Below are 14,713 nucleotides of genomic sequence, written 5' to 3' on the forward strand. Positions count from 1 at the left end.
CATGCGGCCAGGCCGCCCCGGCCGTCCTGGACACCGGCGTCGCCGGCCGCGTCAGCCGGCCGTCAGCTCCGTGAGGGGCAGGGTGTGGTGGGTGTGGACCACCTTCGCGCGGAGGTAGCGGACGTTGTGCGCCGTGGTGAAGACGCCCGTGGGGACGTCGTGGGTGACCGCGAGACCCAGGGCGCGGAGCTGCGCCGCCTTGTCCGGGTTGTTGGACAGCAGGTCCAGGCTGTTGATGCCGAGGGCGCGGAGCATCTGCGCGGCCGCCGTGTAGTCGCGGGCGTCCTCCGGCAGACCGAGCGCGGCGTTCGCCTCGTAGGTGTCCAGACCCTGGTCCTGCAGGGCGTAGGCGTCCAGCTTGTTGTAGAGGCCGATGCCGCGGCCCTCCTGGCGGAGGTAGAGCAGAACGCCGCCCTGGTCGGCGATGCGTTCCACCGCCTCGCGCAGCTGCGGGCCGCAGTCGCAACGGGCCGAGCCGAAGACGTCGCCGGTGAGGCATTCGGAGTGCAGGCGCACCAGAGGGGGCCGGTCGGCGGACATCTCGCCGAGGACCACGGCGAGGTGCTCCTGACCGTCGGCCAGGCCGTGGAAGGTGACGAGGTCGGCGGTGACCGTGTAGCCGTCGCCGAAGCGCAGCGGGACCGTCACGCGGGTGCGGACCGTGGCGGTGGGCAGGCGGGTCGGGTCGCCGCCGTCGCCGGATGTGGTGGCGTCGCGTGGGTCGGTCATGTCTGTCGTCCTCCTCCAGGCCGGCTGCGGGTGCGGAGTGCCCCGCTGCTTCAGATTTGAAGCACAACCTCGGTCGGAGACTCTAGCCCGTGCTTTAAAGTTCAAGCAACCCTTTTGGGGCCGCGGGGCCTCCGGGGGCTTACGCCGAGGACGAACGCCGCCGCCAGGGCAGGCCGCCGCACGTGGACTGCTCCTCGCTCGCCTGGAGCGCCTCCGTGATCCGGTCGCAGATCGCCTCGAGCTGGCTCACCTGCTCGGGCGTGAGATGGTCGAAGACGGCGGCCCGGACCGTTTCGACATGGCCCGGCGCGGCACGCTCCAGCAACGCCGTCCCCGCGTCCGTGAGGACCGCCATGCTGCCGCGCCGGTCCGTCGGGCACCCCTCCCGGCGGACGGTGCCGTCCTTCTCCAGGCGGGTGACGACATACGTCAGCCGACTGCGGGTGATCTTCGTGGCCTCGGCCAGATCGGTCATCCGCATCCGGCGGTCGGGTGCGTCGGAGAGGTGGGCCAGCACGGAGTAGTACAGGTGCGGCATGCCGGCCTCCTGCTGGAGCTGCCGGTCGATCGTGTCCTCCAGAAGCCAGGACGCGGCGATGTAGGAGCGCCAGGCGCGCTCTTGCTCCGGGGTGAGCCAGCGGGTCGTCATACTGGCAGTGTAGTTATTGTTTAAAACTTGAACCAAGCGTCAGCAGCGCGGCCTTCCTGGCTGTCGACCGAAGTCCCACTGGAGCGCACCCCATGGCCCACCCCTATGTCCTGCTGTCCGCCGCCGTCTCCCTCGACGGCTTCCTGGACGACACCGGGCCCTCGCGGCTGCTGCTGTCCGGACCGGAGGACTTCGACCGGGTGGACGAGGTGCGGGCGGGCAGCGACGCGATACTCGTCGGCGCCGGCACGCTGCGCATCGACAACCCGCGGCTGCTGGTCAACTCGCCCGAGCGCCGCGCGGCACGGGTCGCCGCAGGGCTGCCGGAATACCCGCTCAAGGTCACGGTCAGCGCGTCCGGCGACCTCGACCCGGACGCCCAGTTCTGGCACACCGGCGGGGCGAAGGCCGTCTATACGACGGACAAGGGCGCCGAGCGGCTGCGCGGGCTGCTGCCGGGGAGCGTGGACGTGGTCGCGCTCGGCCCCGACGTGGAGTGGCGGACGGTGCTCGACCACCTCGGGGACGTCAAGGGCGTACGGCGGCTGATGGTCGAGGGCGGCGGGCGTGTGCACACCCAGCTGCTGCGGCAGGGGCTCGCGGACGAGCTTCAGCTCGCGGTCGCACCGCTGTTCGTGGGGCAGGCGCAGGCGCCGCGGATGTTCGGGCCCGGCGACTACCCGCCGGGGCGGATGCGGCTGCTGGAGGCGCGGACGGTCGGGGACGTGGTGCTGCTGCGGTACGTCCCCACGGCGCCCGGAACCGGGACGCTCGTCTCGGCCGCGGACCGGCGGTGGCTGGAGACGGCCTGCGAGCTCGCGGCGCAGTGCCCGCCCTCCCGCACGGCCTTCAGCGTGGGAGCGGTGGTCGTCGCGGCCGACGGCACCGAGCTGGCGCGCGGGCACTCCCGTGAGGAGGGCGATCCCGTGGTCCACGCGGAGGAGGCCGCCCTGGCCAAGCTGGACCCGGAGGATCCGCGACTGCCCGGCGCCACGGTGTACAGCAGTCTGGAACCGTGCGCGCGCCGCTCGTCCCGGCCCGCGCCGTGTGCCCGGCTGATCCTGGACGCCGGGATACGGCGGGTGGTGACGGCCTGGCGTGAACCGGACACGTTCGTGCGGTCCGCCGACGGGAACGCGCTGCTGACGGCCGCCGGGGCGGAGGTGGTGCTCCTGCCGGAGTACGAGGAGCAGGCGAAGGCGCCGAACGCCCACCTGCTGCCCCCGCCGGGCCGTCCCTGAGGCGTCGCGCACCCCCTTGACGGCTGCAAAGAGCCGGTGAGGGCCCCTGGCCGCAAAACCCGTGTCATTAGTGTCGCGCGCATGGCGTACACTTGAATCAACGACGCGGGGTGGAGCAGCTCGGTAGCTCGCTGGGCTCATAACCCAGAGGTCGCAGGTTCAAATCCTGTCCCCGCTACTGATGGTCGAGGGCCGGAGTCCATGAGGACTCCGGCCCTCGGTGTTTCCCCGGTGCCCGTTCCCTCGCCCCCGCCCGGGCGGGTCCCGCCGGTCCGTACTCCGGCCGGCCCACAGCGGTCGCCTCCCGCCGTCCTTACGGGAAGCCTGGACGGGTGGTTCAGCAAGCAGGTGCGCCGTGGCTGCAGGAGTCCTACGACGACGAGGACCGCCTCGACGCCTTACTCACCGGAGAACCCGTCCGCGTCCCCGGTACCGGGGACGTCCGGCGGCCAGGCCGGGCCGAGCGTGAGACCCGCCGCCTCGTGCGCGCGCGGGCGATCCTGTCTGCCCTGCCCGTGCTGCTCGTCGTGGTCGGCACGTGCTACGACTGCCTCACCCCGTCCGACGTCACGGCCGGCCCCCTCTTCACCGCGGCGCCCCTCGTCGCCGCGCCCCTGTACTCGCTGCGCGGCACGGTTCTCACCGGCCTGGCGGCGATCGTCGCCGTCCTCGCCGTCCACGTCGGGCTCGGCCTGCTCGGCGGGGCCGGTGCGATCACCGAGTCGGTCACCATCGTCACCGTCGCGGTGCTCGCCGTCCTCATCAACGTGCTCGTCCGCCGCAAGAACGAGCGGCTCGCCTCCGCACGCGGGATCGCCGAGGCCGCCCAGCGCGCCGTGCTGCCCGAGCCCGCCGCACGGATCGGCGGGCTCGACATCGCCGCCCGGTACGAGGCGGCCCAGGCCGGCGCCTTCATCGGCGGTGACCTGTACGCCGTGCAGGACACCCCGCACGGCGTACGGCTGGTCGTGGGCGACGTGCGGGGGAAGGGGATGGGCGCGGTGGCCGTGGTCGCGGTGGTGATCGGCGCCTTCCGGGAGGCCGCGGAACAGGAGTCGACGCCGGAGGCCGTCGCCCAACGGCTGGAGCGGGCCCTGTCGCGCGAGGGCACCCGGCGCGACGGCCCCGACATGGTCGAGGGGTTCACCACCGCGGTCCTCGCGGAGATCCCGCACGGCGGCGACCTGGTCCGCATCCTCAACCGCGGTCACCCCGCCCCGCTGATGCTGCTCCCGGACGGCAGTCTGCGCGTGCTCGAGGCCCGCGAGACCGCGATGCCTCTCGGCCTCGGCGCCCTCGAGGCCCGGCCCGACCGCGCGGAGGAGTGGGACTTCCCGCCAGGGGCCACACTGCTGCTCTACACGGACGGCGTCTCCGAGGCGCGTGATCGGCACGGGGAGTTCTACGACCTCGCCGCGGGCCTCACCGGCCGGGTCTTCGCCGGCCCGGGCGCACTGCTGGCCGCGCTCACCGAAGCGGTCGCCCGCCACACCGGCGGCCGCGCCACGGACGACATGGCCCTGCTGGCGGTGCGCAGACCCGAGCGTCCATGACCGCGGTCACCAAGGGTGAGTGACCGACCCCCCTCCGCATAACAACTGACTTACCGTCAATACGTCTGAGGTTTAAGAGGCGCGGTCAACTCGCCCCTTTTCCGCCGATCATGGCGGGAAAGTCCAGGCCAGAAGCGTTAATGATCTGTCCGAACAGCTTGGAATCAAGGCCCCGGGTCTATTAACGTTCGATAACGCAGCGCGGTCGTCCCAGCCGTCACAAGAGGCGGCTCCGTGCGCGTGTGCCGAATCCCGCAAGGGAGCCGGGGAACCACCACCTTGGGGTGAATCGGGCGGAGACCGCCGTGGAAGCACGGTCGGTATACGCGCGTAGGAGACCTTCCTCTCCGAACCCGTCAGCTAACCCGGTAGGCGAGACGGAAGGAAAGGAGTGCGCCCACGTGGCGTCCAACCGGCCTGCCCAGAGCACCTCGTTCGCTCCGAACGACACTCAGACGTTCGGCTTCGCATCTGGCAACGACGAGGGCCCCTGGGAGGAGTGGAACCCCACCGAGGAGTCCCTCCGCCCTGTCCGCGGCCGGCACCGCGTCGCCAAGCAGCGCGGGGGCGGACTCGCGCGCAGCTCCACGGTGTTGGGCGTCGGCGTGATGGCCGCCGTAGGTGCGGGCGGCATGGCCACCGCGCAGAGCGGCAAGCCTCCGGTCTCCATATCCATGCCCGACCTCTCCTCGGTCACCCACTCGGCCAAGGAGTTCATCGGCGCGGACACCAGCAGTGCCCCGAAGGGCTCCGCCACCGCGCTCAGCGGCGCCGGCCTGACCACCGAGGAGGCCGCCGCCGGCTCCTCGGACGCGGGGGAGGCGCTGCGCGCCCGGATCATGCAGCAGGCCGAGTCCCAGCAGGACCGGATCGCCGCCGCGGCCGCGCAGGCGGCGGAGGACGCCGCCGCGAAGAAGGCCGCCGCGGCCGCCGTCAAGGCGCAGGACGACGCCAAGGCCAAGGCCGCCGCCGCGAAGAAGAAGGCAGAGGAAGAGGCCAAGAAGAAGGCCGAGGCGGAGCGGCTCGCCGCACTCGCCAAGCAGTACGCGCTGCCGACCTCCTCCTACACCCTGACCTCCCGCTTCGGTGACGCCGGTGCCATGTGGTCCTCCGGCTACCACACCGGGCTCGACTTCGCCGCGCCCACGGGCACGCTCATCAAGGCGATACACAGCGCCACCGTCACGGAGGCCGGCTGGGCCGGCTCGTACGGCTACCGCACGATCCTGACCCTCGACGACGGCACGGAACTCTGGTTCTGCCACCAGTCGTCCATCAGCGTGACCGTGGGGCAGAAGGTTGCCACCGGCGACGTCATCGGCCGTGTGGGTGCCACCGGCAACGTGACCGGGCCGCACCTGCACCTGGAGGTGCACCCGGGCGGCGGTGACGCGATCGACCCGATGGCGTGGCTGCAGAGCAGGGGCCTCACGCCCTGACCGCGGACCTCTCCCGGCCCCGGTGGCCCTGACGGCATCCCCCCGACGTCAGGGCCACCGGCCGTGGTGCGCCGAGGGCGGAATGGGTGGATCCGATGGTTTGCAAGATCTTTGCGGCTGTCACGGAAGGCGCCGGTCCGGTCGGCGCGTTCTCATGAACCATGACTTCCCTTCGCAAACTCGGCTCCTCCGGCCTCGAGGTCTTCCCGCTCTCTCTCGGCGGCAACGTCTTCGGCTGGACCGCCGACGAGGCGCAGTCCTTCGCCGTACTCGACGCCTACACGGCCGCGGGCGGCAACTTCGTCGACACGGCGGACTCCTACTCGGCCTTCGCCCCGGGCAACAAGGGCGGCGAGTCCGAGACCATCATCGGCAAGTGGGTCAAGGCGCGCGGCAACCGCGCGGATGTCGTCGTCGCGACCAAGGTCAGCCAGCACCCGGACTACCCGGGCCTGAGCGGTGCCAACATCAAGGCCGCCGCGGACGCGTCCCTGCGCCGTCTGGACACCGACTACATCGACCTCTACTACACGCACTTCGACCGGCCGGAGGTGCCGGTCGAGGAGAATCGTCGGCGCGCTCGACGAACTCGTGAAGGCCGGGAAGGTCCGGTCCATCGGGGCCTCCAACATCTCCGCCGAGCGTCTCCAGGAGTCCCTCGACGTCTCCGACCGCGAGAACCTGGCGCGGCAGCCGCACTACAACCTGGTCTCGCGCGACACGTACGAGGGCGCGTTGCAGGACGTCGCCTCCCGCGCGGGTCTCGCGGCCGTTCCCTACTTCTCGCTGGCGGCCGGCTTCCTCACGGGCAAGTACCGTCCGGGGACCACGGTGGACTCGGCTAGGGCCGGGCGGGCCGGCGAATACCTGAAGTCGGAGCGGGCGGCACGCGTCCTGGCGGCCCTGGACGAGATCGCGCAGGCGCGGGGAGCGGAGATCGCCACCGTGGCCCTCGCATGGCTGGCGGACCGGCCGACTGTGGCGGCCCCGATCGCCTCCGCGCGCACCCCGGAGCAGCTGCCGGCCCTGCTGGCGGTGGCGGATCTGTCGCTGACGGACGAGGAGTCCGCGAAGCTGACGGCCGCGTCGGCGTAAGGGCACGGACCGGTCCGTCCCGCCGCCTCGCCGAGCGGTCACCGCTGCCCGGTCCGGCGGGCGCCGGACCCTTGCGGCGACCCCTACGAGCGGTACGGGTTGTACGCGGGAGGTGGTGCCGTCGAGCCGTAGGGCGGTGACCAGTACGCCGGCGCGGCTCCGTACATCGGCAGTACCGGTGGCGCCGTCACCGGTGGCATGGCCGGTGTCATGGACCGCGCGGCCTCCGCCAGCGCCGGCCGCGCCACCGCACGGCGTGCCCACAGCTCGCAGAGCAGTTCCCGCTCCCGGGGGACAAAATCGGCGCCTGCCCGGCCGAGGCGCCCCCGGCGGCGCAGGAACGCCAGCGATGTCGCGTAGGCCTCGTACTCCGCGACGGAGCGCGCCCCCGCTCGGCCGAAGTGGTGCCCCGCGTACTCCCGGGCCAGTCGTCGCGCCCGCATCGAGCCGAGCACGAGCGGCTCCACGGGCCCCAGCCAGCCGGCGATCATGTAGGCAGGCAGCTCCTCGCGCACGGTGCGCAGCTCCCTCTGCCGGGTCCAGACGACCAGCCAGGTCAGCAGGGCGAACGCGGGTGCCATGAACGACGCGTAGACCGCGAAGAACCCGTAGTCGCCGAATGCCGACGAGCCGTTCCACATGGCGTGCATGCCCATCGCGAGCAGCAGCCCGCCCAGGGGGATCAGCACACGGCGTACGCGCCGGCGCTCCGACGAGAGCGCGGCGACACCGAAGCCGATGCCGGTGAGCACGGTGAACAGCGGGTGCGCGAACGGGGACATCACCACGCGCACGAAGAAGGTCGCGGCCGTCACGGAGGTGAGCCCGTGCCCGCCGCTCAACCGGTCCGTGCCGAAGGCCGTGCCGAGATAGAGGATGTTCTCGGTGAAGGCGAAGCCGGTCGCGGTGACCCCCGCAATCACCACGCCGTCGAGAATTCCCGTGAAGTCGCGTCTGCGGAAGAGGAAGACCAGCAGTACGGCCGCGGCCTTCGCGGACTCCTCCACGACGGGTGCTATGACGGTCGCGCCGAGCGTGTCGGCGCTGTGGGGATCGGCGATCGCGGTAGCTATCCACCGGGTCGCGAAACTGTTCGCGACGATCGCGATCAGTGCGGCCGCGCAGGCACCCCAGGCGAACGCGAAGATCAGATTTCGCCAGGGTCCCGGCTCGACCCGGTCCAGCCAGCGGAAGGCGGCGACGAGCAGCGGCACGGGCAGCACGGCGAGGCCGAGGCCGACCAGAAAGCCCTCGGTGCCGGTCTGTTGGCGTACGAGGGCGAGGATGACGAGTCCCGAGAGCGTGAGCAGGGTGGTCAGCCCGCAGTAGCGCACCCACCGCTTCTGCCACCAGTGCGGGTGCCCGGCACGGCCCCGGCCGGCGTCGCCGCCGGGTGGCATCGGATGCGGGGGGAAGGTGGCCACGGCATCGACCCTAACGAGGAGGGGAACCGCTCGCGACGGCGCGCGACAGGCGCTCAGTCGTCGGCGGAGGGCTGGTCTCGGTGCTCTGCGCGGCGGAACAGCAGATCGTTCACGACATGACCCTTGTCCAGTCCCTGGCCTTCGAAACGGGTCAGCGGCCTGAAGTCGGGACGTGGCGCGTAACCGCCGTCGGGCTGCGTGTTGTCGAAGTCCGGGTGTGCGGACAGTACCTCGAGCATCTGCTGGGCGTACGGCTCCCAGTCCGTCGCGCAGTGCACCAGCGCGCCGGGCCTCAGGCGGGCGGCGGCGAGCGTGAGGAACTCGGGCTGGATGAGCCGGCGTTTGTGGTGGCGCTTCTTGGGCCAGGGGTCGGGGAAATAGACCCGCAGTCCGTCGAGGGAGTCCGGCCGGAGCATCTCGCGGAGCAGGATGATGGCGTCGCCGTTCCCGACCCGGACATTGGTCAGTCCGCTCCGGTCGGCGAGATTGAGCAGGTTGCCCTGCCCCGGCGTGTGCACGTCGACCGCGAGGATGTTGGTGCCGGGGTCCTGCGCCGCCATCCGTGCGGTGGCCTCGCCCATTCCGAACCCGATCTCCAGGACGACCGGACGGGTGTTCCCGAACAACTCGGCCAGGTCGACGATCCGCTGCCCGTCGATGTCCAGCCCCCAATGGGGCCACAGCCGCTGCAGGGCGTCGGCCTGCCCGGCCGTCACCCGGCTGCGCCGCGGCTGGAAGCTCCGGATCCGGCGCTCGAAGTGCGAGCCGGCGGGATCGGCCTGCGGCCCGTCGGGGAACCGGGGCTCGCCCTTGGCGCGGCTGTGACGCACGGACACGCCGGGGGCATGGCCGCCGCCCGGACCGCCGACGGCGATCTGGTGATCTTCGGGAGCGAAGTTGAGGGAGTCAGACACAGTGGGACCAATTTTAGGGCCTGCACGGCCGGGGTCGGCCGCCGTACCGACGTGACGTGGGCCCTTCAGTCCCGGGCCAGTACGGCCAGTGCCCTCCGCGCCACCTCCCTGCCGATCGGCAGCGAAGCCGTGGCGGCGGGTGACGGCGCGTTCAGCACATGGACCGCGCGTGCGCCCTCGTGGATCAGGAAGTCGTCCACCAGCGTCCCGTCCCGCAGCACGGCCTGCGCCCGCACCCCGGGCAGGGTCCGCACCAGGTCGTCCTCGTCGATCTCCGGCAGCAGCCGGCGCACCGCCCGGGTGAACGCCCGCTTCGACACCGACCGCAGCAGCTCCCCGGTTCCGTACCGCCAGTGCTGCCGCGCCATCCGCCACGCACCCGGCCATGCCACCGTCCCACCCAGCTCGCGCGGCCGTACGATCCCCCAGCCGTATCCCTCGCGGGCCAGCGCGGGAACCGCGTTCGGCCCGACGTGGACCTCCGCGTCGATCCCCCGCGTCAGATGGACCCCGAGGAACGGGAACGCCGGGTCCGGCACCGGATACACCAGCCCCCGCACCAGCTCGGGCCTGGCCAGTGCGTAGTACTCGCCGCGGAAGGGCACGATCCGCATCCCCGGGTCGTCGCCGGTCATCAGGGCCACCTCGTCGCAGTGCAGCCCGGCGCAGTTCACCAGCACACGGGCGCGCAGGATCGTGCCGTCGTCGGTGCGCACGGCGGCGCCCAGGGACGGACGCCGATCGATCCGGACCACTTCCGCGCCGTACCGGATCTGCGCGCCGGAGGCCTCACCCAGCCGCCGGGCGACCGAAACGAAGTCGCAGATCCCGGTCGTGCCCACATGGATGGCCGCCAGTCCCCGCACCTGCGGCTCGTACTCCGCGATCTGGGCCGGGCCGAGCTCGCGCACGGGAATGCCGTTCTCCCTGCCGCGCTGGACGAGCGCGTGCAGGCGGGGGAGCTCGTCCCGCTCGGTCGCGACGATCAGCTTGCCCGTGACGGCATGGGCGATGCCGTACTCGGAGCAGAACTCGACCATCTCCGCGGCGCCCCGCACCGCGTACCGGGCCTTGAGGGAGCCGGGACGGTAGTAGATCCCGCTGTGGATGACCCCGCTGTTGCGCCCCGTCTGGTGGCGGGCCGGGCCGGGCTCCTTCTCGAGGACCGTCACCCGTGTGCCCGGAGAGGCACGGCTGATCGCGTACGCCGTCGACAAGCCGACGATCCCGCCCCCGATCACCAGCACGTCGCAGTCGTAGGCGCTCTCCCGCACCTGCTTCACCTCCCGGCTTCGATAGTGCACTGCGCCACCGACAATGCCTTCAAACCGGGCCGCGCCCCGTGACGGCGCGGTGCTGTGCCGATATGCGGTTCCTTGCGTGGTCCGGAGCGCCCCCGACGGCCCGCCGCCCCGAAGCGCGGCGGCCGGGCGGCCGCTCGCAGGACCCGCCGGGCGGAGCGCCTACGCGGGAGCCATCAGCAGCGGCCGTGCCCGCTCCCGCAGCTCCACCACACGCGGCTCGTCGCCGTACGGCTCCAGACGGTGCAGAAGGTCCCGCACGTATTCGGTGGTGCGCGCCGACGATATGCGTCCGGCGACCTCCACGGCCCGTACGCCCTGCTCGCACGCCGCGTCCAGATTGCCGGACTCCAGCTCGGCGACCGCCGAGACCACCAGGCGCAGTCCGTGGGAACGGACGAACTCCTCCGTCGGCCGTGACAGGGCCTGCTCGGTGAAGCGGCGGACCTGGCGGGGTGCCTTGAGGTCGCGGTAGCACTCGGCGGCGTCGGCCGCGAAGCGGTCGTAGGAGTAGAAGCCGAGCCAGGACGGGTCGTTGTCGCCGTCGCGAGCCCGCTCCAGCCAGCCCTCGGCGGCCTTCAGCGCCGCGCCGGCCGCCTGGGCGTCGCCCGCGCGTGCGTGTGCGCGCGCCTCGACGAGACGGAAGAAGCTCATGGTGCGGGCCGTGGCCAGGCCGCGGTTGCGCTCCAGGGCGGCCTGGGCGAGGTCGACGCCCTCGTCGCCGAAGCCGCGGTACGTCGCCTGCAGCGACATGGAGGCGAGGACATAGCCCCCGAGAGGCACGTCGGCGGCCGCGCGCGCCAGGCGCAGGGCCTGGATGTAGTAGCGCTGGGCGGCCTCCTGCTGTCCCGTGTCGAACGCCATCCAGCCGGCCAGGCGCGTCAGTTCGGCACTGGCTCCGAACAACGCCCTGCCCACCTCGTCCGAGTACGAACCGAGCAGCAGCGGCGCCGCCTCCACGCGCAGGCATTCGGGCACCATCGACGAACGCCAGTCGCCACCGCCGTACTTGGAGTCCCAGCGCCGTGCGTCCTCCGCGGCCTCGCGGAGCTTCTGGACATCGCTGTGGCCGACCTTCAGCGGCGCTCCCGCCCCTTCGCCGGGGCTCGGGTCACGTGCCACCGAGCTGTCGGCCGGTGTGATCAGCCAGCGGGAAGCAGGGGTCGCATAGGCACTCACCGCGAACGATCCGGCCAGCGACTGCCAGATGCCGCCGCCGGTCCGGCGCCCGGCGAGGTCGAGGCGGTAGAGCTCCGTCGCCGACTTCACCGCCTGTCCTACGTCCCGGGGGAAGGCGAGGCCCACTTCCGGTGCGGGGTCCGCGTCCGCCAGACCGATCTCGTGGAGCGGTACGGGGCGGCCGAGCTTCTGGCCGATGGCCGCGGCGATGAGGTGGGGAGCTGCGCCCTGCGGCACCATCCCCTTCGACACCCAGCGCGCCACCGACGTCTTGTCGTAGCGAAGAGTCAACCCGCGCTGGGCGCCAAGGTCGTTGACGCGCCGGGCGAGTCCTGCGTTGCTGATTCCCGCGAGGGCGAGAACGGCGCCGAGTTTTTCGTTCGGCCCGCGTTGCTCCCTGGACATGCGTCACCCCTCGACACAGACGGCTGCCGCAGCGGTGGCATAACCGCGCGGCATTCGTAAACCCAGCGTAGTTCGCCGCATCCCAAGCGTTAAGGGGCTTAAATCCGGATGGCGGGATTGTGGTCCGTACCTCGGCACGGACGGTTGCGGCGTGCTACCGGCGTGTGGCCGTGCGCCCGTCCGTGCGCTCTTCTCCGGCCACCGGGGGAGCGGTTCCATGGGCCTTGCGTGGGTCGGCCCGCTGTACTGGATCCAGTGGGCTGGGGGACACCGCCGCCTTCATCCCCGCGGGCGGCGGACCGGTCCGGGAGGTGAACTCCACCTCCCGGACTGTGCGTTGCGCGAGGGCCTGTACGGAGCGTGCCCAATCCTGCCCGCTCACCACCGATTTGGCCGAAATCCGACGGTGGTCCTCAGTGGCGATCAAGGCTCCTACCACCACTCTTCAGGGCGCGAAGGGCGTTTTCGGGGAGCATTTCGGGGGCGCATTCACGTCGCTGTTCGCTCATGACTTCCGCCCGGCGGCCGTTTCCCGAACGGGAGTCCACCGGCTCGTGACGGTTCGTGCACGGGCGCATTCCACGGCGCGCAAGCAGTGCACACACCCTCCCAGGGGCACTCTTCGTGGCAGCATGGGAGCCGTTCGTACGGTGCACTGGTTGTCCCCAGCCTGTGGAGGCGTCGATGCGGTGGTTGGTGGGTTGGAGCAGCACCGCCGCTGGAGCCGCAGTGCCCGGGTCGGCCGGGGCCACCGGATACGACGGCGAGACCGTGCACCCGGTGGGCTCCCAACTCCTGTGGGGCGACCCGGACCCCCTGTGGGCGGTGGGCGACTGGCGCCCGGACGAGGTGCGCGTGGTGAAGGCCGACGCCCAGAACCGGATCGCGGTCCTCGGCATGTGCGGGGCGTCCGACGAGGAACTGCGCGTCGGCCTGTTCGCCGCCCGGGGAGGGGCACTTCGCCATCTGACCGCCTGGCCCGGCAGCTATACCGCCGTCGTCCAGGTCGGACGCAGGATCACGGTGTGCGGCGATCTCGCGGGCGCGCGGCCGGTGTTCTACACGCCCTGGGCGGGCGGCACGGCCTACGCGACCGCCGCTCTCCCCCTCGCCGACCTCATCGAGGCCAATCTGGACTTCGGGCACCTGGCGGCCCTCCTCGCCGCACCCGACGTACCGGCCGCGGTGCACGACTCGACCCCGTACGACGGCGTGCGGCGCATCCCGCCGGGCCACGCGCTCATCCTGCGGGCGGGATCGCGCGAGATCGCCGGATACGAGCCGGTCGCCTCGCTCGCGGTCGCGGCACCCCCGGCGGACCCGGGAGCGGCGGTGGACGCGGTGCGCGACGCCCTCGTGGACGCCGTCCGCGCACGTCTGGCGGCGCCCCGGCACGTCCCGGGCACCGACATCGACCCCGGGCCCGTTCCCGGGATGGGGCCGGCCGAACGCCGCGCCGCGCGCGGGATGCCCGTGCCCGGCATCGGCTCCGACCTCTCCGGCGGGCCGGCCTCCGGCACGCTGGCGTTGCTCGCCGCGGGTCTGCCCGGGATGCCCGGGACGGTGCTCGGGCACGGCACCGGAGCGGGTGAGCGTCTGCTGGCCGTCACGTTCAACGACCTGGCCGTCGGAGGACGCGAGGCGGAGCTGGAGCGGGCGGGCACGCTGGCGGCGAACCCCCGTCTGCACCACGTGGTGGTGGCCGGCGGCGAAGAGGTGCTGCCGTACGCCGACCTGGAGGGCCCGCTGACCGACGAACCGGGCCCGTCCCTGGTGACGGCGGCCCGGCATCGCGCACGACTGGCCGCGGGCAGCGCCGACCACTTCACGGGCTACGGCGCGCGCCAGGTCCTCGACGCGCACCCGGCCCGTCTGGCGGACCTGCTGATGGACCGCAAGCGGCGCCATCTGGTGCGCCCGGTGGCCGCGCTCGCGAAGGCGGACGGCTCGGTGATGGTCCCCGCGCGGGTGTACAGCGCGGCGCGACGGCTGGCCCGTACGTCGTACCGTGCCGGGGTCGACGCGCTCTCCGACCGGCTGATGCAGCGGCGGTTCGAGGAGCCCGGAGGCGCCGTGGGCGCGTCGCTCGCGGCGCTCACCTGGGCCAGACCGGGGCCCGCGGCGCGCTGGCTCACCGGTGAGGCACTCGCTGAAGTATCGGTTCGCCTCCAAGGAGCCGCCGGCCGGACGGGAGTGGGTCCTGGACAGCGGCCGGGCGACTTCCGCGCCCGGGCGGCGCTGGCGAGACACGCGGCGGACCTGCGGGTGCTCGAACAGGCGGCCGAGATCCGCTCCCAGCGCCTGCACGCTCCCTTCCTGGACAACCAGGTCGTCCGCGCGTGCCGGGCCCTCCCCGAGGCGCTCCGTGTGCAGCCGGGAGCGCGGGCGGCGATCCTGCGCAGCGTGCTGGAGGGCGCGGGAGTGGGCGGCCTGCCCCCCGGCTGGGGCGCACCCACGCACGCGTCCTCCGCCGTGGCCGCCCGCACCGGTCTGCGGGTGGCGGCGGACTCCCTGACGGCGCTGTTCGACACACCGCTCCTCGCCGAGGCGGGCCTGGTCGAGGCCCGGGTGGTCCGCGAGGCGGTGCGGGACGCGGCGGACGGCGTCGCCCTCCCGCTGGACGGGATCGCCGACCTCGTCGCCCTGGAACTGTGGCTGCGGCGCCTGCTGGCCCGAAGGGGCACCTGCTGGACGGGCACCCCGGCCCGGGCGCGCGCCGTGCCGGCGGGCATCGCCCCCCAGGGACGCGCCCTCGGCGCGGGCGCGTAGGCATCCCCCGGTGCA

At 72.6% G+C, this 14,713-nt stretch carries 10 protein-coding genes, 1 tRNA gene, 1 pseudogene and 1 riboswitch; of the genes and pseudogenes, 6 read left to right on the forward strand and 6 right to left on the reverse strand.

Features of this window, described 5'->3' with window-relative positions; translation table 11 throughout:
- Positions 1–51: 51 nt before the first annotated feature.
- Complete coding sequence (gene ribA / locus RCR19_RS19510) at positions 52–729, reverse strand: GTP cyclohydrolase II (RefSeq protein WP_331266308.1); 678 nt, start codon at positions 727–729, stop codon at positions 52–54.
- Positions 730–868: 139 nt separating this feature from the next.
- On the reverse strand, positions 869–1,378 hold the full coding sequence (locus RCR19_RS19515) for a MarR family transcriptional regulator (RefSeq protein WP_331266309.1): 510 nt from the start codon (positions 1,376–1,378) through the stop codon (positions 869–871).
- A 92-nt stretch (positions 1,379–1,470) separates the two neighbouring features.
- Here RCR19_RS19515 and RCR19_RS19520 point away from each other — a divergent pair, with 92 nt between their 5' ends.
- From RCR19_RS19520 to RCR19_RS19540, 5 genes and pseudogenes are all read left to right on the forward strand, one after another.
- On the forward strand, positions 1,471–2,619 hold the full coding sequence (locus RCR19_RS19520; protein WP_331266310.1) for a dihydrofolate reductase family protein: 1,149 nt from the start codon (positions 1,471–1,473) through the stop codon (positions 2,617–2,619).
- Between the two features lie 104 nt (positions 2,620–2,723).
- Positions 2,724–2,797: transfer RNA gene (locus tag RCR19_RS19525), tRNA-Met, on the forward strand.
- 304 nt (positions 2,798–3,101) lie between these two features.
- Entirely contained in the window at positions 3,102–4,172 is a 1,071-nt protein-coding gene (locus RCR19_RS19530) for a PP2C family protein-serine/threonine phosphatase (RefSeq protein ID WP_331269491.1), read from the forward strand.
- Positions 4,173–4,405: 233 nt separating this feature from the next.
- Positions 4,406–4,562: riboswitch (cyclic di-AMP (ydaO/yuaA leader) on the forward strand.
- A gap of 11 nt (positions 4,563–4,573) precedes the next feature.
- Positions 4,574–5,611, forward strand: coding sequence for a M23 family metallopeptidase (locus RCR19_RS19535; RefSeq protein ID WP_331266311.1), 1,038 nt, complete (start codon positions 4,574–4,576; stop codon positions 5,609–5,611).
- A gap of 161 nt (positions 5,612–5,772) precedes the next feature.
- Positions 5,773–6,706, forward strand: a pseudogene (locus tag RCR19_RS19540) (aldo/keto reductase).
- 83 nt (positions 6,707–6,789) lie between these two features.
- Here the strand turns inward: RCR19_RS19540 and RCR19_RS19545 are convergent.
- The 4 genes from RCR19_RS19545 to RCR19_RS19560 all read right to left on the reverse strand — a co-directional run bounded on the left by RCR19_RS19545 (position 6,790) and on the right by RCR19_RS19560 (position 11,929).
- Entirely contained in the window at positions 6,790–8,130 is a 1,341-nt protein-coding gene (locus RCR19_RS19545) for a PrsW family intramembrane metalloprotease (RefSeq protein WP_331266312.1), read from the reverse strand.
- Between the two features lie 53 nt (positions 8,131–8,183).
- Positions 8,184–9,005 (reverse strand): tRNA (guanosine(46)-N7)-methyltransferase TrmB, encoded by an 822-nt coding sequence (gene trmB, locus RCR19_RS19550; protein ID WP_331269492.1) that lies wholly within the window; start codon positions 9,003–9,005, stop codon positions 8,184–8,186.
- 104 nt (positions 9,006–9,109) lie between these two features.
- Positions 9,110–10,348 (reverse strand): L-2-hydroxyglutarate oxidase, encoded by a 1,239-nt coding sequence (gene lhgO / locus RCR19_RS19555; protein ID WP_331266313.1) that lies wholly within the window; start codon positions 10,346–10,348, stop codon positions 9,110–9,112.
- Between the two features lie 159 nt (positions 10,349–10,507).
- Entirely contained in the window at positions 10,508–11,929 is a 1,422-nt protein-coding gene (locus RCR19_RS19560; protein WP_331266314.1) for an MFS transporter, read from the reverse strand.
- Positions 11,930–12,613: 684 nt separating this feature from the next.
- Between RCR19_RS19560 and RCR19_RS19565 the strand changes: the two genes are divergently transcribed.
- Positions 12,614–14,698, forward strand: a complete 2,085-nt coding sequence (locus tag RCR19_RS19565) for an asparagine synthase-related protein (RefSeq protein WP_331266315.1) — start codon at positions 12,614–12,616, stop codon at positions 14,696–14,698.
- The last annotated feature ends 15 nt before the right edge of the window (positions 14,699–14,713 follow it).

This window comes from Streptomyces sp. WAC07094, assembly GCF_036320405.1.
GTDB classification, from domain to species: domain Bacteria; phylum Actinomycetota; class Actinomycetes; order Streptomycetales; family Streptomycetaceae; genus Streptomyces; species Streptomyces lannensis.